At 64.6% G+C, this 19,364-nt stretch carries 16 protein-coding genes; 11 read left to right on the top strand and 5 right to left on the bottom strand.

The genetic code is table 11. From position 1 onward, the window contains the following. Positions 1-9: 9 nt before the first annotated feature. Positions 10-1,029, bottom strand: a complete 1,020-nt coding sequence (locus tag LDO41_RS04960) for an extracellular catalytic domain type 2 short-chain-length polyhydroxyalkanoate depolymerase (protein ID WP_223982728.1) — start codon at positions 1,027-1,029, stop codon at positions 10-12. A 208-nt stretch (positions 1,030-1,237) separates the two neighbouring features. On the opposite strand from LDO41_RS04960, the gene LDO41_RS04955 reads away from it, so the two are divergent. From LDO41_RS04955 to LDO41_RS04920, 8 genes are all read left to right on the top strand, one after another. Next, entirely contained in the window at positions 1,238-3,790 is a 2,553-nt protein-coding gene (locus LDO41_RS04955) for a two-partner secretion domain-containing protein (protein WP_223982726.1), read from the top strand. Between the two features lie 611 nt (positions 3,791-4,401). Then, on the top strand, positions 4,402-5,367 hold the full coding sequence (locus LDO41_RS04950) for a Bug family tripartite tricarboxylate transporter substrate binding protein (RefSeq protein ID WP_223982724.1): 966 nt from the start codon (positions 4,402-4,404) through the stop codon (positions 5,365-5,367). 79 nt (positions 5,368-5,446) lie between these two features. Next, complete coding sequence (locus LDO41_RS04945; RefSeq protein WP_223982722.1) at positions 5,447-6,400, top strand: NAD(P)H-dependent flavin oxidoreductase; 954 nt, start codon at positions 5,447-5,449, stop codon at positions 6,398-6,400. Positions 6,401-6,434: 34 nt separating this feature from the next. Beyond that, positions 6,435-7,166 (top strand): enoyl-CoA hydratase/isomerase family protein, encoded by a 732-nt coding sequence (locus LDO41_RS04940; protein WP_223982720.1) that lies wholly within the window; start codon positions 6,435-6,437, stop codon positions 7,164-7,166. A gap of 6 nt (positions 7,167-7,172) precedes the next feature. Then, positions 7,173-8,384, top strand: a complete 1,212-nt coding sequence (locus LDO41_RS04935) for a CaiB/BaiF CoA transferase family protein (protein ID WP_223982718.1) — start codon at positions 7,173-7,175, stop codon at positions 8,382-8,384. Between the two features lie 17 nt (positions 8,385-8,401). After that, the gene (locus LDO41_RS04930; RefSeq protein WP_223982716.1) at positions 8,402-9,190 is read left to right on the top strand and encodes an enoyl-CoA hydratase/isomerase family protein; all 789 of its coding nucleotides are present in this window, start codon (positions 8,402-8,404) and stop codon (positions 9,188-9,190) included. Next, positions 9,187-10,806: an AMP-binding protein gene (locus LDO41_RS04925; RefSeq protein WP_223982714.1), complete on the top strand. Its 1,620-nt coding sequence runs from the start codon at positions 9,187-9,189 to the stop codon at positions 10,804-10,806. Before LDO41_RS04930 ends, LDO41_RS04925 begins: the two co-directional genes overlap by 4 nt. Before the next feature lie 35 nt (positions 10,807-10,841). Beyond that, the gene (locus tag LDO41_RS04920; RefSeq protein WP_223982712.1) at positions 10,842-11,816 is read left to right on the top strand and encodes a hydroxymethylglutaryl-CoA lyase; all 975 of its coding nucleotides are present in this window, start codon (positions 10,842-10,844) and stop codon (positions 11,814-11,816) included. Here LDO41_RS04920 and LDO41_RS04915 read toward each other — a convergent pair. Beyond that, a complete protein-coding gene (locus LDO41_RS04915; RefSeq protein WP_223982710.1) occupies positions 11,799-12,488 on the bottom strand; it encodes a MarR family winged helix-turn-helix transcriptional regulator in 690 nt (229 codons plus the stop codon). The genes LDO41_RS04920 and LDO41_RS04915 overlap by 18 nt on opposite strands. A gap of 148 nt (positions 12,489-12,636) precedes the next feature. On the opposite strand from LDO41_RS04915, the gene LDO41_RS04910 reads away from it, so the two are divergent. Next, complete coding sequence (locus LDO41_RS04910; RefSeq protein WP_223982707.1) at positions 12,637-13,761, top strand: porin; 1,125 nt, start codon at positions 12,637-12,639, stop codon at positions 13,759-13,761. Positions 13,762-13,792: 31 nt separating this feature from the next. Here LDO41_RS04910 and LDO41_RS04905 read toward each other — a convergent pair whose 3' ends face one another. From LDO41_RS04905 to LDO41_RS04895, 3 genes are read right to left on the bottom strand one after another with little or no spacing between them, the layout of a single operon-like run. Further along, the gene (locus LDO41_RS04905; protein WP_223982704.1) at positions 13,793-13,948 is read right to left on the bottom strand and encodes a DUF2474 domain-containing protein; all 156 of its coding nucleotides are present in this window, start codon (positions 13,946-13,948) and stop codon (positions 13,793-13,795) included. Positions 13,949-13,966: 18 nt separating this feature from the next. Continuing rightward, on the bottom strand, positions 13,967-14,974 hold the full coding sequence (gene cydB, locus LDO41_RS04900; protein WP_223982701.1) for a cytochrome d ubiquinol oxidase subunit II: 1,008 nt from the start codon (positions 14,972-14,974) through the stop codon (positions 13,967-13,969). A 3-nt stretch (positions 14,975-14,977) separates the two neighbouring features. Beyond that, a complete protein-coding gene (locus LDO41_RS04895; protein ID WP_223982698.1) occupies positions 14,978-16,411 on the bottom strand; it encodes a cytochrome ubiquinol oxidase subunit I in 1,434 nt (477 codons plus the stop codon). Between the two features lie 239 nt (positions 16,412-16,650). On the opposite strand from LDO41_RS04895, the gene LDO41_RS04890 reads away from it, so the two are divergent. Both LDO41_RS04890 and LDO41_RS04885 read left to right on the top strand, forming a co-directional pair. Next, on the top strand, positions 16,651-17,106 hold the full coding sequence (locus LDO41_RS04890) for a (2Fe-2S)-binding protein (protein WP_223982696.1): 456 nt from the start codon (positions 16,651-16,653) through the stop codon (positions 17,104-17,106). A 1-nt stretch (position 17,107) separates the two neighbouring features. Further along, positions 17,108-19,363: a xanthine dehydrogenase family protein molybdopterin-binding subunit gene (locus LDO41_RS04885; protein WP_223982694.1), complete on the top strand. Its 2,256-nt coding sequence runs from the start codon at positions 17,108-17,110 to the stop codon at positions 19,361-19,363. Position 19,364: the final 1 nt, after the last annotated feature.

The raw sequence follows: 19,364 nt of genomic DNA, 5'->3' as shown, positions 1-19,364 counted from the left end.
TTCAGGGTTTCAGGGCCTGGCAAGCAAGCGGTCAACCATCGCGTTGACCGCTTTCATTTGCGCACCGGATTTCAGTGCGTAATCGGTGCCGGTATAGCCGAACCAATCCCAGCAGCCTTGCGGGTTGAACGGCACGGTGGACGCGTTCACCTGTGGGTACAGCACCAGAATGTTGTTCGTGTCCGCCCATTGGTTGTAGTTCGTCTTCGCGAAGTAATCGTCGCCGACCACCGCCGCCGACTGCTTGCATCCGTGAAAGGCCACGTGCACCTTGCACGCCGCGCCTTCATCGCATGACTTGGGGACATAGAGGTATCCGGTATCCGCCATGCCCGTCCCGGCCGACGCGAATTCGCGCTGATCGAAGGGGACGATGCTCCCGGTCAGCGCCTGCGCGGGCTGCGTCAGCGCACCGTAGATCTGCTGAAGCAACGCACCGGCCTGATCGTACATCTGCTTGCCGACCGTGCAATGACTGATATACGGAGAAGCGTTATCCGCGCACACATTACCGAACGCCGGCGTGATAAACGCATGACCGGCTGGCACGTTGTTGACGTACTTGACGTTTGCGGCGGGGACACCCGCTTCCTTGAAGAAAGACACCGTCGTATCGACGGCCTGCTGGTAGACGACCGTATCCTTCGTCCCGCTGAACACATAGATTCTGGCTCGCTCCAGATTGGACAGCGAATCGATCTGGCCAAGCGATGCAAAACCCGTCGCCGCGGCGACCATCAGCGCAGGATTCGGCGGTACGAACGGCACCTGCCCCATGCAGATCTGCGCGTTAAGAATATTGCCAGCCGCGCAGTAATACGGACCTCCCGCCACGATACCGGCGCCCACCACCGAACCGGAATACGCAACCTGATACTGCACCGCCATGAAAGCGCCCGACGACAAGCCGGAGACCGAGGTCTGCGTCGGGTCGCCAGCATAGGCGGGCAGGGCGCTGGCGGCCTGCGCGGCATGCGGCAGGACGGCGAGTGCAAAGGCGGCAGTAACGATTGTGCGAAGCGCTTTCATCCATGAGCTCCCGTGAAATGGAAGCTGAAGAATGGAGCGCCCATCGAGTTCAAACGTTGATTTCGGTCAATTTCAATTTCATCAAGAAATTTCCGAAAACTGTATTAAATATTGACTCGATGTTCGCACCGAAGAATTAGGGAATCGGCGATTCTAAAAAATATCGTGCGCGTCACACTGTCCAGTCCGTCTCGGGGACTGGATCGTCATGGCTTGTTCTTGCTGCTGCATTGATATTCATCGCGTACGTATCGTGCTCGCGGCGTGGGCGGGCCTGCTTTTGTCGCCGCCTGTCGCCGCGCAGATCGCGGCAGATCCAACCTCTGGTGTAAATCGTCCCACCGTCATCGCCACGCCCAACGGCCTGCCGCAGGTCAATATCACACGTCCGTCGGGTGCGGGGGTCTCGACGAATCACTACTCTCAATTCGACGTCGGCAAGCGTGGTGCGATCCTCAACAACTCGCCGACCGTCGTCAACACGCAGCAGGCTGGCTACATCAACGGCAATCCGAACCTGCAACCCGGCGGGTCAGCGCGCATCATTGTCAATCAGGTCACGAGCACGTTGCCGAGCCAGTTGCGAGGGTACCTCGAAGTCGCCGGGCCAGGTGCCGGGGTCGTGGTAGCCAACCCGAACGGAATCTTTGTCGATGGTGCTGGCTTCATCAATACCACTCGAGCCACGCTGACGACAGGTCTGCCGGTGTACGGCGGTCTTGGCAGCCTCGACGCCTTCCGTGTGACGGGCGGTCAGATCAGCATCGGAGGCGCGGGCCTGAATGTGGCGGGTGTCAACCAGGTCGACGTGATCGCACGCGCGGTGAAGGCGAATGCGGCGTTCTACGCGAACAAGCTCAACGTGGTGGCTGGCGCCAATCAGGTCGACTACAACACGCTCGGCGCGAAGGCCATTACTGGTACGGGCACGGCGCCACCGGCGGGTATCGACGTGGCGCTGCTGGGCGGCATGTACGCCAACAAGATCATCCTTGCTTCGACGGAGCTCGGAGTGGGCGTATCGCTACGCGGCGTGGCCGCGGCGCAGGCGGGCGACTTCACGCTGACGTCCGAGGGCAAGATTATTCTGGGCGGCCAGACCAATGCCAGCGGCAATCTCTCTGTCGTGGCACGCGATGGCATCGACAACAGCGGCACGACGTATGCCAAGGGTCCCATCGGCGTCCAGACCGATGGCACGCTGACCAACAGCGGCACGCTGGCGGCCCAGCAATGGCTCGGCGTGAACGCGCAGAACGTGGCATCCACGGGCACGCTTGCTGCGGGCATGAGTGCCGACGGTACGTCCGTCGGCAACGCGGATCTCGCGCTGAGCGCCACCGGCGCCTTGTCTGCCACGGGCCGCAACTCAGCCAGCGGTAATGTCGCGATCCACGGCGCAAGCGTCAGCCTTGCGGGCAGCCAGACCGCCGCCAACGGCGATCTGACTGTCTCCGGAGGCGCTGTCGATCTGTCGGGCGCGAAGGTGCAGGCGGGCGGCGCGATCACCGCCAACGCCGGCGCACCGAACACGCGCCAGAGCACCGTCACGGGCAACACCGTTGCCATCACCTCGCAGTCGCTCGACAACACCAGCGGCCAGATCGAAGGCACCCAGCTTGCGGTCCAGACCACGGGCGATCTGATCAACGTTGGCGGCACGCTGAAACAGACCGGCCAAACCGACACCACGATCACCGCCGGTGGCAAGCTCGACAACACCGGTGGCACGATTGCCGCCAACGGCCAGAACCTGACCGTCACCGCTGCGAGCCTGACCAACGACCGTGGCCAGCTCTCCCACGCAGGCAGCGGGGCGCTCGCTATCACGAGCCAGGGCGCGGCCAGCAACGTGAGCGGTGTCATCCAGACCAACGGCGCGCTGGTGGCACGCCTCGGCGCACTCAACAACGCTGGCGGCACCGTGGCTTCGCAGAAGGCGCTGAGTCTCGCCGTTCAGGGCGCGCTCGACAACACCAACGCAACCCTGCACGCCGAGGACGGCCTCAAGCTGCAAGCCGACGGCAAGCTCACTAACACCGGCGGGCGCATCGAATCCGCGAACACGCACGACGCATTGTCAGTGGTCGCAGGCAGCATCGACAACGCGGGCGGCCAAGTGCTTGGCGGCAAAGACATCAAGCTCGGCGTGGCATCCCTCTCGAACGTGGGCGGTGCCGTCAAGGCCAATCAGGACATCGCTGTAGCCGGCGCGCTCTCCGGCAGCGGCACCATGATCGCTGGCCGCGACCTGACACTCAACGTCGCGGGCGACTACACCAACGACGCCACCAACCAGTTGCAAGCCAACGGCAACTTGAAGATCGCGGCGACCGGGACGCTGACCAATACGGGTACGTTGGCAGCCGCGGGCGCGGTGACCGTCTCCGGCGCCGACATCACCAACAACGGCGCTTCGGCACTGATGGCCGCCGTTCAGAACCTGAACCTGTACGCCACCAACTCGGTCCAGAACCTCGACGGCGCCACGCTCTACAGCGCTGGCAACCTGCAAATCGCGCGCGACGGCACACGCGACCCGAACACTGGCCTGCTCGCCAATCAGGTCAACACGCTGATCAACCGCTCGGCCAACATCGAAGCCGATGGCGATATCGACATCGCGGCCAATCAGGTCAGCAACACGCGCACGAGCATCGTCACCACGGCGGGCACGCCGACGCAGACGGCCGCGCAAACGCTGGTTCTCTGGCAGGCGGGGCTTACCGACTATTGGCGCAATTGGTTATTTCTTTGGTGAACGTTACCCCGTGGCCGGTACTGCCATCCATGAGATAGGAATAGCCGTCAAATCGAGCGCCGCTATGGATAACGTAAAAAACTGGATAAACGATAATTGGAATCGACTGGCGACATCTGAAGAATGACATGACATTGATAGAAGATGGAAACTTAACGGCGCCCGCGCGCGCTGCTCTTATTCTCGTTGGAATCGCGATAGGAGCCACAGGAATGGGCATGGAATGGCTTCCCAAATGGGCTGGCATCACGATGTCTCTAGCGGGGTTCGCATCCGTACTCATCGGAGGCCTGGCGTCGCGCGCGGCACTCGTTGGCCTCCGGCCGTTTGCTGAGTCGGAATGGAAAAAAGCAAAGAGAACTTACGAAGGCAAAACGCCTGATGCCTAGTCGGGCAAGCGCACGGCGGCGAGTGCGCGACTAGTGAGGTCGTCCCAGCATCGATCTCATACAAGACCCGACTTCGGTCGGGTCTTGTTTTTCCTGGCTTCAGGTTAGCGCCGAGAGGTGCATGGAACGCTCCTCCCTTGGTTGTACTCAAATAGTGGACAAACACAACAATATCCAATACGATGTCCACCAACAACAGGCAGTACAGACCAAGGAGACAAAATGTTGCGCGTGATGAGGGGCATGCTGTGCGTGGCCGCCTTGCTGGCCTTTGGGGCGGCCGAGGCGGCGTTCCCGGATAAACCGATCGTCTTGATCGTGCCGTTCGCGGCCGGTGGTCCGGCCGATGTGATGGCGCGGACCATGGCCAAGTCCATGGGCACGCGCCTCGGGCAGCCCATCGTGGTCGAGAATCGCCCGGGTGCTGGTGGCCTCGTTGGTATCTCCGCCGTCACGCGCGCCACCGCCGATGGTTATACGCTCGGCATGGCCGGTACTGGCGCGATGGTGTACGCACCGTTTATCTCCCCCAAGATGCCGTTCGACCCGCTCAAGGACGTCACTTACCTGACGACCATGGTGTCGACGCCCAATCTGCTCGTCGTCAATGCGAACTCGCCGTTCAAGTCCGTCGCGGACCTGATGGCCGCCGCCAAGCGTGAGCCGGACAAATACACCGTTGCCTCCGCCGGCGTCGGCAGCAGCACGCATGTGGTCGGCGCGTTGTTGCAGCGCGAGGCAGGCATCAAGCTGTGTCACGTTCCGTACAAGGGTGGTGCCCCGGCCGTGCAGGATCTGATCGGCGGTCAGGTGGATATGTTCATCGCGGAAGTCCCCGCCGTGGCGCATCTGATCAAGGCCGGAAAGCTGCGCGGCCTGATGCTGACCGACAGCAAGCGTCTGCCCGCGCTGCCCGAGGTGCCGACCGCGGCCGATGTGGGTCTGCCCAAGGTACTCGCGGCCGGCGCCTACGGCATCGTGGCGCCGCACGGCCTGCCGAGCGATGTATCGGCAAAGATCGTCGAGGCGGCCACCGCCGCGCTGCGTACGCCCGAAGTCGTCGAAAAGTTCGCGGAGCAGGGCGGCATCGCACAGGCCAGCACCTCGGACGCCTATCGCAATCAGATCAAGTCCGAGCAAGGCCGTTGGGGCCCAATCATCAAGGCGGCCGGTATCACGGCCGAATAGCGCCAGCCGGACGCCCGCAGAGACTGGGGGCGCTGGCCAGGCCCACAGGTTTTACACGGGAATCCAGAGGAATCGATACATGAGCATCAAGACGCGCATCACCGAACTGCTCGGGATCCGCTATCCCATCATCCAGGCTGGCATGAGCTGGGCGTCCTCGAGTTCCCGGCTTGCCGGCGCGGTATCGAAGGCCGGTGGCCTTGGCGTGATCGCCGCGGGTCCGATGCGTCCCGACGATCTGCGCCGCGCGATTCAGGAAGTGCGCGAGATCACCGATGCGCCGTTCGCGGTCAATATCGCGCTGTACAACAAGCGCGCGGCCGAACATCTGCAGATCGTGCTCGACGAGCACGTGCCGATCCTGATCGCCTCGCAGGGCAGCCCGCGCGAGCACATTGCGCGCTTTCAGGCTGCGGGCGTCAAGTGGCTGCACGTGGTGGCCCACCCCGATCACGCACGCAAGGCCGCCGACGCGGGGGTCGATGGTCTGGTCGTAGTCGGTGGCGAGGCGGGCGGTCATCCGCCGCCGAGTGGCACCAGCACGTTGGTACTGGTCCGACTGATTGCCCGCGCGGTCGATCTGCCGATCGTCGCCGGCGGCGGCATTGCCGATGGCGCTGGCGTAGCGGCGATGCTGTGCCTCGGTGCCGATGCCGCGCAGCTGGGCACGCGCTTCCTGCTCACGCCCGAGGCGTCGTTGCACGACGCGTACAAGGACAAGGTGCTCGGTGCTGGCGTGGGCGACACCACGCTCGTCGGCTGGCGCGGCCTGCCGATTCGCGCGGTGCGCAACGCGTTCACAGCCGAATATGAAGCGGCCGAACGCGAAGGTCAGTCGCGTGAAGCGCTGGAAGCGCTGTTCGGCAGCCGCTCGCTGCGCATGGCCGCCGTCGACGGCGATGTCGATCAAGGCAAGGTGGAAGCAGGTCAAAGCGCGGCGCTGATCGACGAACTGGTGCCGGCCGCGACGCTGGTGGAGCGCATCATGGCGGAGACCCGCGAGGCGCTGGCCTCCACGACGCGCTTTAGCTGAAGCGCATCGAGTTGAACCGAATCGAGGTAAGACAATGAATGAACTGTTGATCGAAAACGTCGGCCAGGTGCGCGTGCTGCGCCTGAACCGCCCCGAGAAGCGCAACGCGCTGAACAATGCGCTGACGCGCGCGCTGGTCGACGCACTGGCCGCGGCGGAGACCGACGACACCGTGCACGTCGTGGTGCTGACTGGCAATGGCGCAGCCTTCTGCGCGGGCGCCGATATCACCGAATTCAAGGACCTCACGCCCGACCAGATGTCGCGCGTGGAAGAACGCGCCGAACTGACGATGCAGCTGCATCTGAGCGTATCGCGCATGAGCAAGCCCGTGATCGCCGCGATCAACGGCTTTGCGATGGGCGGCGGCGCGGGGCTGGCAATTGCCTGCGACCTCGCCATCGCCGGCCGTTCGGCGCGCCTTGGCTATCCCGAGGTCAAGCATGGCATCGTGGCGGCCATCGTGCTGCCGAACCTCACGCGCCAGATCGGCCGCAAGGCCGCGTTCCACCTCGTCGCGACCGGCGAGACCATCGACGCGGCGCGCGCGGTGGAACTCGGCATGGTCAACGCCGTGCATGACGACGCGGTGCTGATGGACGAGGCGATGGCCATGGCCAGCCGCATGGCCGCGGTCAGCCGCGCCGCGATGGCCACCACCAAGAAGACCTTCCATGAAGTGGTGGACATGCCGCTGGCACAGGGCCTCGAAGTCGGCCGCGAGGCCAACAAGCGCATGCGCAGCTTCGTGCGAACGGAACGGTAACGCGCCATGGCCAGGCCACTCGAGCACATCACGATTCTGGACCTGTCACGGGTCCTCGCCTGTCCGTTCGCCTCGATGATCCTCGCCGAACTCGGCGCCACGGTGATCAAGGTCGAGCAGCCGGGCACCGGCGACGAAACGCGCAGCTTCGAACCGCGCGTGGCAGACAAGGACGGCAACCCCGATGGCGGCGAGAGCGCGTACTACATGGCGTTCAACCGCAGCAAGCAGTCGATCACCGTGAACCTGCGCAGCGAGCAGGGGCAGCAGATCGTGCGGGACCTTGCCGCCGATGTCGACGTGGTGATCGAGAACTTCCCGGTGGGCACGCTCAAGCGCTATGGGCTGGGTCCCGACGCGCTGCGCGAGATCAATCCGAAGCTCGTCTATCTGTCGTGCACGGGCTTTGGCCAGACCGGCCCCTACGCGCCACGCAAGGGCTATGACACGGTGTTCCAGGCGATGGGCGGCATCATGAGCCTGACCGGCGAACGCGATGGCGGTCCGGTCAAGCCGGGTCTGCCGGTGGCCGATTTGACCTCCGGTCTGTGGGCCGCGATCGCCGTGCTGTCCGCGCTGCAAGGCCGTAGCGCGACGGGGCAGGGCTGCCATATCGATCTGTCGATGTTCGATGCGCAGGTAAGCCTGCTGACGCTCGCGGCCGCGCGCTGGTTCGCGCTGCACGAAGTCCCGCCGCGACTTGGTACCGAACACCCGGGTCGCGTGCCGTCGGCAAGTTTTCAGGCGCAGGGCGGACGCTGGCTGCATATCACCGCAAGCGATCAGCACTGGGTGCCGCTGTGCCAGGTGCTCAAGCTCGAAGCATGGGGCGCCGATGCGGAACTGAAGACCAACGCGGGCCGCGTGCGGCGCCGCGAAGAGGTGATGCGCCATCTGACCGAGGCCATCGCCGCATGGGATCGCGACGCGCTGTGCGCGGCGATGGATGCGGCCAGTGTGCCGGCCGGCCCGATCAATTCGGTCGATGAGGTACTGTCCGACCCGCACGTGCAGGCGCGCGGCATGGTCGGCCACTTCGATCATCCGGCCATCGGCGAATTCCCGGCACTGCCGGTGCCATTGCGCTTCGATGGCTGGGACGATCCTTCGCTCGGCCGCCCGCCACTGCTCGGCGAGCATACGGAGACCGTGCTGCGCGAGCGGCTCGGCCTGGACGCGGATCGTGTGCGCGCCCTGCGCGAGGCGAAGGCAATCTGAGGCAAGCAGAGGAAATCATGACGGAAACCAACCAGCCGGATACGAACGAACAGGCGGTGCTGTATGCCGTGGATGCCGGCATCGCGACCATTACGCTCAACCGGCCCGACAGCCGCAATGCGCTGAATCTGGCCATGTGCGAAGGTTTGCAGGCGGCCGCCACCGCGGCGGCGGCGGATCCGGACGTGCGCGTGGTGCTGGTGCGCGGTGCGGGCCCCGCGTTCTGCGCGGGCGCGGACCTCAAGGAACGCAAGACCATGGACGAAGCGCAGGTGCTGGCCCGGCGCATGCGCGGCTTCTTTGCCTATGACGCGCTGGAGGCGCTGCCAATGCCGGTGGTCGCCGTGATCGAAGGCGCGGCGGCAGGTTCCGGCGTGGAAATCGCCGCCGCCTGCGATTTTGCCATCGCCACGCCCGACGCGGCGTTCTGGACCCCGGAAGCGCAGTGGGGCACGGTTGGTGCCACGCAGCGGCTGGCGCGCATCGTCGGCAAGCGGCTGGCCAAGGACATGATGTTTACCGGAAGACGGCTCTCGGCGGAAGAAGCGCTCGACGTCGGTCTGATCACGCGACTCGTTGCGCGCGACGTGCTCGAGGAAGAGGTTGCGCGTCTGGCCGCCACCATCGGCAAGGCGCCGCCGCTCGGCATGCGGCTGGCCAAGCGCTGCATCGACCGTGGCATCGAACTGGGCCCGCGCGGCGCGCTGGCCGAAGAATTACTGGCGATCGAACAGAACCTGTCTCGCTCGGACTGGCGTTCGGGCATCAGCGGATTCACCGCCAACCGATCGGGAGCCGACGCATGAGCTGGGAACCTCGTACCCTCGCCGCCGTGCTGGCCGAGCAGGTCAGCCAGCGTGGCGTGCAACGCGCACTGGTCACCCCCGATGGCAGCACGATGTGGCGCCAGCTGGAACTGCAGGCGCGTCGCGTCGCGCGGGCGTTGCTGGCGCGCGGCATCAAACATGGCGACTTTGTCGGGCTGCTGTGCGGCAACGACGATCGCTGGGTGGCGAGTTTCTACGGTGCGGCGATGATCGGTGCCGTCACGGTACCCGTCAACACGCGCTTCAAGGCGGCGGAGATTGCATATTGCCTGCGTCAATCCGACGTACGGCTGCTGATTCTGGCCGACCGCTTTCTCAAGATCGACTTCATGGGCTATCTGCGCGAAGCGGAACCGGCCGTCGATCACGCGCTGCCGGGCACCGAACTGCCGCTGCTGGACCATGTCGTGGCGATTGGCGATGACGTGCCGCGCGCTGGACTGGGATGGGACGCGTTCCTTGCGAGCGGGGAAGAGATCTCGGACGACGCGCTCGATGCGGCGATGCAGGCCGTGGTCCCCGACGATCTGCTGCTGATCCAGTTCACGTCGGGCACGACCGCGCATCCCAAGGGCGTGATGCTTACGCACGACAATATGCTGCGCAACGCCACGGCCGTGGGCCAACGGCTCGGCATCGATGCGACGGACTGCTATTTCAACTGCCGTCCATTCTTCCATGTGGCCGGCTCCACGTTGTCGTTGCTGTGCGCACTGTGCGCGGGCGCCAGCATCGCGACGCTGCCGACGTTCGAAGCGGGTGCCGCGCTGCGCATGCTCGACCAGGAGCGTTGCACGTTTATCTCCGGCAACGAGACGCTGTTCCAGCTGCTGATCGCGCACGAGAACTTCGATCGCACGCGGCTACACCTGCGTGGCGGCTGGGCGGCCGCCGGTCCGGACACCATGCGCCGCATCATCGATGAGATGGGCATCGGACGCATCTGTTGGGCCTATGGTTTGTCCGAGGCGTCGCCGAACGTTGTGCTCAACGACTGGCGCGATGACGAGGCGCTGCGCGTGGGCGGCTTTGCGCTGCCGCACGATGGCGTGGAGGTCCGCATCGTCGATGACACGACGGGCAAGGTCTGCGCAAGCGGCGAGGTCGGCGAGATTCAGGTCAAGGGCTGGGGTGTGATGCGCGGCTACTACAAGCAGCCGGAAGCCAATGCGAAGGTCTTCACCGCGGATGGCTGGCTGCGTACCGGTGACCTCGGCGCACTGCGCGCCGATGGGCGTCTGCGCCTGGTCGGCCGACTCAAGGATGTCTTCCGCGTGGGCGGCGAGAACGTGGCGCCCGCCGAAGTGGAGCAGGTACTGCTGTCGCACCCGGCCGTGGCTTCGGCGCAGGTGGTCGGCGTGCCGGACGCGCGCCTCGGCGAAGTGCCGGCCGCGTTTGTCACGCTCAAGCCGGGCATGACGCTCGATGCCGAAGCGCTGCTGGCCTGGAGCAAGCCGCGCATGGCGAATTTCCGCACGCCGCGCTATGCGGACGTGGTGACCGATTTCGAGCGCATCGGCATGACCGCGAGCGGCAAGGTACAGAAAAACAAGTTGCGCGAGCACGCGATCGCGCTGTTCGGGCTCGCCAACTGAGCGTGTCCGCCATCCCCCCTATGCAGGCTGAGACGATGACCGCCGACACCAACTCTCTCAATACCGTTGCCGCAGAAGTCGTGCTGTGCGAATGCTTTGCCCGCGATGGGCTGCAGCATGAGCCCGATTTCGTGCCCACCGAAACCAAGGTCGCGCTGATCGATCGCTTTGCGGCGATCGGTTTTCCGCGCGTGGAGGCGACCTCATACTCGAACCCCAAGGTGGTGCCGCAGTTTGGTGATGCCACTGAACTGCTGCGAGCACTGCCGCGCCGTGATGGCGTCATGTACAAGGCCACCTGTGCCAATGGCCACGCCGTCACGCGCGCGCTGGCCGACCGCGAAGCGGGTATTGGCGCCAACGAGGTGAGCCTGCTGGTTTCGGCCTCGTCATCGCATTCCGAACGCAACCTCAAGCGCAGTCGCGACGACCAGTGGGAAAACGTCCGTGCCATGGCCGATGCCGCGCGCGGCAACTTCCGCATGGTCGGCACGATCTCGGTGGCCTTCGGCTGTCCGTTCGAAGGCCAGGTCGATGCCCAGCAGGTGCTGCGCGATGTCGGCCGCTTCCGCGATCTCGGCGTGACCCTGGTCACCCTCGGCGATACCACGGGCATGGCCACGCCGCAGACCACGCGAGCGCTGTTTCGCAAGATGCGGCGTGACTTTCCGGACGTTACGCCGATTGCCCACTTCCATGACACACGTGCCACCGGTCTGGTCAACTACGTGGCAGCGCTGGAGGCGGGCGTGACCCACTTCGATTGCGCGATGGGCGGCGTGGGCGGGCATCCGGCCAAGGTGCAATACGGCGGCGGTCATACCGGCAACGTCTGCACCGAGGATTGGGTCGCGCTACTCGATGCGATGGGCGTGCGGACCGGCATCGACCTCGAAGGCATGCTCGAAGCCGCGCGCGAATGCGAAACGGTGCTTGGCCGTCAGCTACACAGCCGCGTGCTGCGCAGCGGGCTCAATCCGCTGCGCGCGGTATTACAAGCTGCCGCCTGACTCGCCGACGAGCCGGTTCAGTCGCGATACCAGCGAGCGGAGTTCGGCGAGGTCGAGCTCCGCGCCGCCGCCAGTGTCCTCTGTCGCGGCGCTGGTGGCCGGGAGGGACGTACTGTCGCCTGCCACTTCATCGTCGATGGGGTCTCCCGCCGCAGCGCGTCGTTCCTCATCCAACACGTCGCGCGCGCTGGTGGTCAGCACCGCCAGCATTTCCATCAGCACCCTGCGCTGCTCCGCACTCAGGGGTCGCAACAGCCGTTCGTTGCGCGCGTTGGCGTCGACGATCACCTTGCGATAGAGCGCATCACCGGCTTTGGTCAGGCTCAGCAGCACCGCGCGCGCGTCGGTGTCACTGCGTTCGCTAACAATCAGCCCGCGCTCGATCAGCGCCGAGACCGTACGACTCGCATAGCTCTTGTCGAGCGCGGCACGGCGCGCGAGCTCCTTCAGCGACAACGGCGCATAGGCACCCAGCATGCCGATGGAGCGCCATTCCAGCAGCGTCAGGCCGAACTTGCGTTGCACGCGCAGCGACGCGCTGGCGGCCGAGAGCCCGGCCAGGTTGTGCAGGCGCGACGAGAGCAGGTCCGTGATGATGCGCGGCGCGGCAATGGGGGCCGCGGCGGTCTTGCTTGCGGTCTTCGTTCCCTTCGCAGACTTCGTTGCGCTCATGAGGTACGACTCCGAATGGTTGTCACTGTCAACGATTCTAACGCCATTGTCGCCGCCAAGACACATCCATCACGCGAAGCTGCGCCCATATAGTTTACGTTGTCCATCAGTTAGTTTACATTCGAAACCAATTTACAAGGAGGAGACAATGAAGAAGGTTTCGACGCTCGGCGTCATGCTGACGATGGCGGGGGCCGCGCACGCGCAGACCTCGGTAACGCTGTACGGCCTTATCGATACAGCCATCGCTTACCAGACCAATCAGATCGCGGCCACCAACGCGGCGGGGCGCGCCACGCGCGCGGGCAATGCGGTCAGCATCGCGCCCGGGTTCTTCAACGGCTCGCGCTTCGGCATTCTCGGCAACGAGGATCTCGGCGGTGGCACCTCGGCGGTGTTCCGGCTGGAAGCGGGCTTTGCGCCCGACACTGGCGTGTCGCTGCAGGGCGGACGGTTGTTCGGCCGCCAGGCATGGGTCGGCCTCAACGCCGACTATGGCCAGATCACGTTTGGCCGTCAGTACAGCGTGCCGTTCGACATTCTGCTGCCGTTCGATACGATCGGCTGGGGCAATACGGGCGCGAGCGACGTCTGGGTGCAGCTGCTGGAAGGCTCACGCATGGACAACTCGCTCAAGTACCAGCAAAACATCGGTCCGCTCAAGATCGAGGCTGCGTATACGTTCGGCGAGTTCGCGGGGGGCGCCTCGGCGGGATCGATCTATTCGGCGGGCGTGAACTACACCAGTGGGCCCATGGTGCTGGGTGCGGTCGGCCAGCAGGCGCGCGACCCCAACAGTAACAAGCAGTCCAATGCGGGGGTGGGCGCCGCGTACACGCTGGGCAAGGTGACGCTGCACGGGTACTACCTGTACACGCGTCGCGACGGGGCCTTCGCGCCGTCCGCAAGCCAGGACTTTGTGCCGACGTACGGCACCAACGCGCAGTTCTACGCGAATCCCGGCGTGACCAATATCGGCAGCAGCACCGCACCGCGCACCGACCACGTGTTCCAGATTGGCACCACGTATCAGGCGACGCAGGCGTGGGTGCTGAAGGCGGCGTTTCTCTATGACGCGGCGCGTCAGGTCAATGCGGCGGGCGAAAACGGTACCAAGCTGGCGGCGTTCCTGATCGGCGACTACTTCTTCTCGAAGCGCACCGACACCTATCTGGCCACGTCATATAACCGCGTCGGCGCGACCATGAACGGCCCCTATGCGGGCCGCAACAACAGCCTGGGCGTGTTCCTGGGCATGCGGCACCGTTTTTGAGCGATGTTCTGAGCGATGTTCTGAGCGATGACTAGTGGCTGCGCATTCCGGCAGCTTCCATCATCAGCCTGATAAACATCGCAACCACCCCGAGGCCGCCGACACCGGCGGCCCATATCCCTACCAGCCAGGCCAGCTGACGCAGCCGGTTCGGACGAGCTTCTGTACGCAGTTCAGCGTTCTCCATGGCAATGTCTCCCCGCGCTCAGTGATATCCCTCGCCCAGCCGTACCTTGCCCCGGAACACATAGTAGGACCAGGTCGTATAGACGAGGATGAACGGAATGACGAACAGCGCGCCGACAAGCGCAAAGCCCTGACTTTGCGGCGGCGCGGCCGCGGTCCAGATGGAGATCGACGGCGGGATGATATTGGGCCAGGTGCTGATGGCCAGCCCGCTATAGCCGAGAAAGATCAGGCATAGCGTATAGATAAACGGCTTCGAGTGAACCTCACCGCGTAGCGAGCGCAACAGCTGGATCGCGCCCAGCACCACCAGAATCGGCACCGGCGAAAACCAGAGAAGATTGGGAAACGTAAACCAGCGCGCCGAGATACGCGGATGCGCAAGCGGTGTCCAGATGCTGATCGCGAGAATGCTCGCGAGCATCACCCAGATCAGCGGCGTGGCCACACGCACCATGCGCGCATGCAGGTCGCCCTCGGTTTTCATGATCAGCCACGTGGTCCCCAGCAGCATGTAGGCGATGATCACGCCCACGCCACAGAACAGCGGGAACGGTGCAAACCAGCTGAACGCGTCTCCGGCGAAAGCGCCGTCGCGCACGGGCAGGCCGTCGATAAAGGTGCCGAGCGCCACGCCCTGAAAGAATGCCGCCACCAGCGAGCCACCCATGAACGAGATATCCCACACCGGGCGCTCGCGGTCATTGGCCTTGAAGCGAAACTCGAAGGCCACGCCGCGATAGATCAGCCCCAGCAGCATCAGGATCAGCGGCAGATACAGCGCCGAAAGCAGAATCGAGTAGGCCAGCGGAAACGCCGCGAGCAGACCCGCGCCGCCGAGCACGAGCCACGTCTCGTTGCCATCCCACACCGGCGCAACGGTGTTCATCATCACATCGCGATCGTGACGGTCGGGCACGAACGGAAAGAGGATGCCGATGCCGAGGTCGAATCCATCCATCACGACGTACATCATCACGCCGAAGAAGATGATCACGATCCAGATTAGCGACAGGTCGATGCCCATGGGTCAGCTCCGGTTGTGATCCGCGGCCACGCCGACGTTGTCGGGAATGGCGGAGAGGGGGCGCGCGGGTTTCTGATGCGCGGCGGGTTCAGGCTCGACATCGAATGCATCGCCTTCGTTCATCTGAGGTCCCTTGCGCACCAGGCGCAGCATGTAGGCGATACCCACGCCGAATACGAAGAAATACGTGACCACGAACAGCGCGAGAGAGATCGTGAGTTGCCCGACGCTGTGCGGCGACACCGCATCGGCGGTGCGCATCAGGCCGTAGACCACCCACGGCTGGCGCCCGATCTCGGTGGTGAACCATCCCGCGAGCAAGGCGATCAGTCCGGCCGGACCCATCACCAGCGCCAGCGTGAGAAAGCCGCGATGCGAGAAGATGCGCGCGCGTCTTCGCAGCAATAGCCCTGACAGTCCCAGCAGGATCATCAGCATGCCAAGCCCGACCATCACCCGGAAGGTCCAGAAGATGATCGTCGCGTTGGGCCGGTCCTGCGGCGGGAACGCTTTGAGCCCCTTGATCGAGCCATTGAACGTATGCGTCAGAATCAGACTCCCCAGCCGTGGAATGCCAATCGCATAGCGTGTTTCCTCGGCCTGCATATCCGGAATGCCGAATAGCAGCAGTGGTAGTGGTCCGGGCGCGTCAGCCTCCCAGTGGCCTTCGAGCGCCGCGATCTTGGCGGGCTGATGCTCGAGCGTATTGAGGCCATGCGCATCGCCGACCACGGCCTGGATCGGCGCGACGATCAGGATCATCCACATCGCCATCGACAGCATCTTGCGGATGGCCGGGTTGTCATTGCCACGCAGCAAATGCCAGGCGCCCGAAGCGCCGACGAACAGCGCGGTGGCCAGGAACGCGGCAATCACCATGTGAACGAGCCGATACGGGAACGACGGATTGAAGATCACCGCGAACCAGTCGACCGGCACCACGCGGCCATTGATGATCTCGTAGCCCTGCGGCGTATGCATCCAGCTGTTCGACGCCAGGATCCATGTCGAGGAGATCAGCGTGCCAAGGCAGACCATCGCGGTGGCGAACATATGCAGGCCCGGGCCAACCTTCTTCCAGCCGAACAGCATGACGCCGAGGAATCCGGCCTCGAGGAAGAACGCGGTCAGCACCTCATAGGCGAGCAGGGGGCCGGTGATCCCACCCGCGAACTCGGAGAACGAGCTCCAGTTGGTGCCGAACTCGTAGGCCATGACGATGCCCGAGACCACCCCCATGCCGAAGTTGAGCGCAAAAATCTTGGACCAGAAGTGATAGAGGTCGCGGTAGACCTTGTTGCGCGTGCGCAGCCAGCAGGCTTCCAGCACGGCCAGGTAGGCCGCCATGCCGATCGTGATCGCCGGAAAGATGATGTGGACGGAAACCGTGAAAGCGAACTGAATGCGCGCTAGATCGAGAGCTTCAAGTGTGGGCATCGACGTCTCTTCCTGCTGGCCTGGGGGAGGCACATTCGGGTGGGCACAATCGGGTGACACATTGGGGTAACACATTGCGGCGGCACGTTTATGCCGAGCATGCAGCGATCCTAGACCCCCACGCGTGTCTGCGCGAAGCCTCTTTGGTGCGACCGGCACCATACGATGGTTGTGGTGACAATGGTCTGTCGGTTGCGTATATCCATACTGGGACCAACCAACCTCACGCGGAAACTGACATGGCTAGCCTGAATATCAATGGTGAGACGCGCAATGTCGCGGTGCCGGACGACATGCCGCTGCTCTGGGTACTACGCGACGTGATGGGCATGACCGGCACCAAGTTCGGCTGCGGCATCGCACAATGCGGCGCCTGCACGGTGCAGGTGGATGGGGTAGCCACGCGTTCGTGCGTGCTGCCGGTGGCGGCCGTGCAGGGGCGGCGCATCACCACGATCGAGGCCGTGGGCGCCACACCCGCCGGCCGCAAGATCCAGAACGCATGGCAAAGCCTCGATGTGGTGCAGTGTGGATACTGCCAGTCGGGGCAAGTGGTCGCGGCGGCCGCGCTGCTGACCGCGAACCCAAACCCCACGGATGCCGATATCGACGCCGCCATGGCCGGCAATATCTGTCGTTGCGGCACGTACGTGCGCATTCGGGCGGCCATCAAGCAGGCTGCCAACGAGGGCTGACATGTCGCAAACTCATAACAACACGTCCCCCGCCGCCCATCCCGCCGATCCGGAATCGGTCAACCCGTCCCGCCGGACCTTCCTCAAGGCCGGTGTGCTGCTCACCACCGGCGCCGGTGGCGGCATGCTGCTCGGCTTCAGCCTGCCGGCCGCGGGTGGCCCGCCGATACGCGCGGGCGTCACCGACGAACTCGTCAATGTGGTGTCGCCCCAGGGGGTGTACGCGCCCAATGCCTTCGTGCAGATCGGCACCGATGGGCAAGTCACGCTGATCATGCCCAAGGTCGAGATGGGCCAGGGCGTCTACACCGCCATCCCGATGCTGCTGGCCGAAGAGCTCGAGGTGCCGTTGTCCCGGGTAGTCATCGCGCACGCCCCGCCCGACGAGAAGCTGTTTTTCGATCCGCTGCTCGGTGGGCAGCTCACAGGTGGGTCCACCTCGATCCGCTATGCGTGGGACCCGATGCGCCAGGCCGGTGCCGTGGCGCGCACGGTACTTGTCAGTGCCGCCGCCTCCCGCTGGCAGGTGGATCCGTCCACCTGCAAGGCCAGCGATGGCGCCGTGTTGCATGCGGCAACGGGCCGCCGCCTGACCTACGGCGAACTGGTGACCGATGCCGCCAAGCTGCCGGTGCCCAAGGAAGTCGCGCTCAAGCGCCCGGACCAGTTCCAGATCGTCGGCAAACCCCTCAAGCGGCTCGATGGGGTGCCCAAGGGCAACGGCACCGCGACGTTCGGTATCGACGTGATGATCCCGGACATGAAGTTCGCCATCATCGTCAATTGCCCGGTGTTCGGCGGCAAAGTGGCCAGCGTCGACGACTCCGTGGCGAAGCAGGTCCCCGGCGTGACGCAGGTGGTCGTGCTCGACGACACCGTGGCCGTGATTGGCGAGCACACATGGGCGGCCAAGCGCGGTGCCTCCGCGCTCAAGATCCGGTGGAACGACGGTCCCAACGGCAAGATGGTCACGCGCGACCTGTTCGACGATATGAAGCGCGCCGCCAAGAAAACGGGCGCGGTGGCGAAGTCCGTCGGCGATATCCGCGGCGCTCTCGACAAGGCCGCGTCGACCTTCGCGGCCGCCTACGAACAGCCGTTCCTCGCGCACGCGCCGATGGAACCCGTCAATTGCACGTTGCACGTCAAGGCCGACAGCTGCGAGGTGTGGACCGGCACGCAGGTACCAACGCGCGCGGTCGATGAGGTCGCCAAAGCGACCGGCGTCGCCCGCGACAAGATCGTGCTGTACAACCACCTGCTCGGCGGCGGCTTCGGCCGGCGGCTGGAGGCGGACATGGTCTATCAGGCCGCGCGCGTGGCCAAGCGCGTCAACGGCCCGGTCAAGGTGATCTGGACCCGCGAGGAGGACGTGCAGCACGATATCTATCGGCCGTGCTACTACGACGAAGTGACGGTCGGCCTCGACTCCAAGGGCAAGCCCGTGGCCTGGTATCACAAGGTGGTGGGCTCGTCGATTCTCGCGCGTTTCGCGCCGTCCGTCTTCAAGAACGGTATCGACATCGACGCGGTGGAGGTGATCACCGATCTGCCCTATGCGATCGCTACCCAGCAGATCGAGTACATCCGCGAAGAGCCACGCAACGTCCCCACCGGGTGGTGGCGCGGCGTCGGTCCCACCCGCGCCACGTTCGTGGTGGAAAGCCTGATCGACGAGCTGGCCATTCGCGCCAACTCCGATCCGGTGCAATACCGCCAGAGCATCCTCGGGCCCACGCCACGCGCGCGCAACGTGCTCGATATCGCCGCCAAAATGGCCAACTGGGGCAGCGCGCTGCCAAAGGGCTCCGGCCGCGGCGTGTCCGTGATGCATGCGTTTGGCAGCTTCCTCTGCATGATCGCGGAGGTGAGCGTCGACAAGAGCGGCGACGTGGCCGTCAAGCGCGTCGTCTGTGCGGTGGATGCCGGCATGCTGGTCAACCCGGAAACCGTCGAGGCCCAGATGCAGGGCGGCATCATCTTCGGCATTACCGGCGCGTTATGGGGGGAGATCACGTTCGCCAACGGCAGGGTGCAGCAGACCAACTTTGCCGACTATCGCATGCTGCGCATCAACGAGACCCCAAAGATCGAGGTGCATCTGGTCAAGAGCGCGGAAGCGCCGGGAGGTATCGGCGAGCCCGGCACCTCGGCGATCGGCGCGGCACTCGCGAACGCGGTCTATGCCGCCACGGGCAAGCGCCTGCGCAAGCTGCCGCTGGTCAAGCAGCTCAAGACCAACCCCAAAACCGCCTAGG

The organism is Cupriavidus pampae (genome assembly GCF_914271485.1).
Classification (GTDB): Bacteria; Pseudomonadota; Gammaproteobacteria; order Burkholderiales; family Burkholderiaceae; genus Cupriavidus; species Cupriavidus pampae.
The sequence above is the reverse complement of the archived record's forward strand: the minus strand, read 5'-3'. Positions and strand labels throughout refer to the sequence as shown.

What these genes read in the sequence shown, in the direction of transcription:
- LDO41_RS04950 (WP_223982724.1), top strand. Translation starts at nt 4,402, where the DNA reads ATGTTGCGCGTGATGAGGGGCATGCTGTGCGTGGCCGCCTTGCTGGCC.
- LDO41_RS04915 (WP_223982710.1), bottom strand. Translation starts at nt 12,488, where the DNA reads ATGAGCGCAACGAAGTCTGCGAAGGGAACGAAGACCGCAAGCAAGACC.
- LDO41_RS04935 (WP_223982718.1), top strand. Translation starts at nt 7,173, where the DNA reads ATGGCCAGGCCACTCGAGCACATCACGATTCTGGACCTGTCACGGGTC.
- LDO41_RS04955 (WP_223982726.1), top strand. Translation starts at nt 1,238, where the DNA reads ATGGCTTGTTCTTGCTGCTGCATTGATATTCATCGCGTACGTATCGTG.
- cydB (WP_223982701.1), bottom strand. Translation starts at nt 14,974, where the DNA reads ATGGGCATCGACCTGTCGCTAATCTGGATCGTGATCATCTTCTTCGGC.
- LDO41_RS04895 (WP_223982698.1), bottom strand. Translation starts at nt 16,411, where the DNA reads ATGCCCACACTTGAAGCTCTCGATCTAGCGCGCATTCAGTTCGCTTTC.
- LDO41_RS04920 (WP_223982712.1), top strand. Translation starts at nt 10,842, where the DNA reads ATGACCGCCGACACCAACTCTCTCAATACCGTTGCCGCAGAAGTCGTG.
- LDO41_RS04960 (WP_223982728.1), bottom strand. Translation starts at nt 1,029, where the DNA reads ATGAAAGCGCTTCGCACAATCGTTACTGCCGCCTTTGCACTCGCCGTC.
- LDO41_RS04945 (WP_223982722.1), top strand. Translation starts at nt 5,447, where the DNA reads ATGAGCATCAAGACGCGCATCACCGAACTGCTCGGGATCCGCTATCCC.
- LDO41_RS04930 (WP_223982716.1), top strand. Translation starts at nt 8,402, where the DNA reads ATGACGGAAACCAACCAGCCGGATACGAACGAACAGGCGGTGCTGTAT.
- LDO41_RS04925 (WP_223982714.1), top strand. Translation starts at nt 9,187, where the DNA reads ATGAGCTGGGAACCTCGTACCCTCGCCGCCGTGCTGGCCGAGCAGGTC.
- LDO41_RS04910 (WP_223982707.1), top strand. Translation starts at nt 12,637, where the DNA reads ATGAAGAAGGTTTCGACGCTCGGCGTCATGCTGACGATGGCGGGGGCC.
- LDO41_RS04885 (WP_223982694.1), top strand. Translation starts at nt 17,108, where the DNA reads ATGTCGCAAACTCATAACAACACGTCCCCCGCCGCCCATCCCGCCGAT.
- LDO41_RS04905 (WP_223982704.1), bottom strand. Translation starts at nt 13,948, where the DNA reads ATGGAGAACGCTGAACTGCGTACAGAAGCTCGTCCGAACCGGCTGCGT.
- LDO41_RS04940 (WP_223982720.1), top strand. Translation starts at nt 6,435, where the DNA reads ATGAATGAACTGTTGATCGAAAACGTCGGCCAGGTGCGCGTGCTGCGC.
- LDO41_RS04890 (WP_223982696.1), top strand. Translation starts at nt 16,651, where the DNA reads ATGGCTAGCCTGAATATCAATGGTGAGACGCGCAATGTCGCGGTGCCG.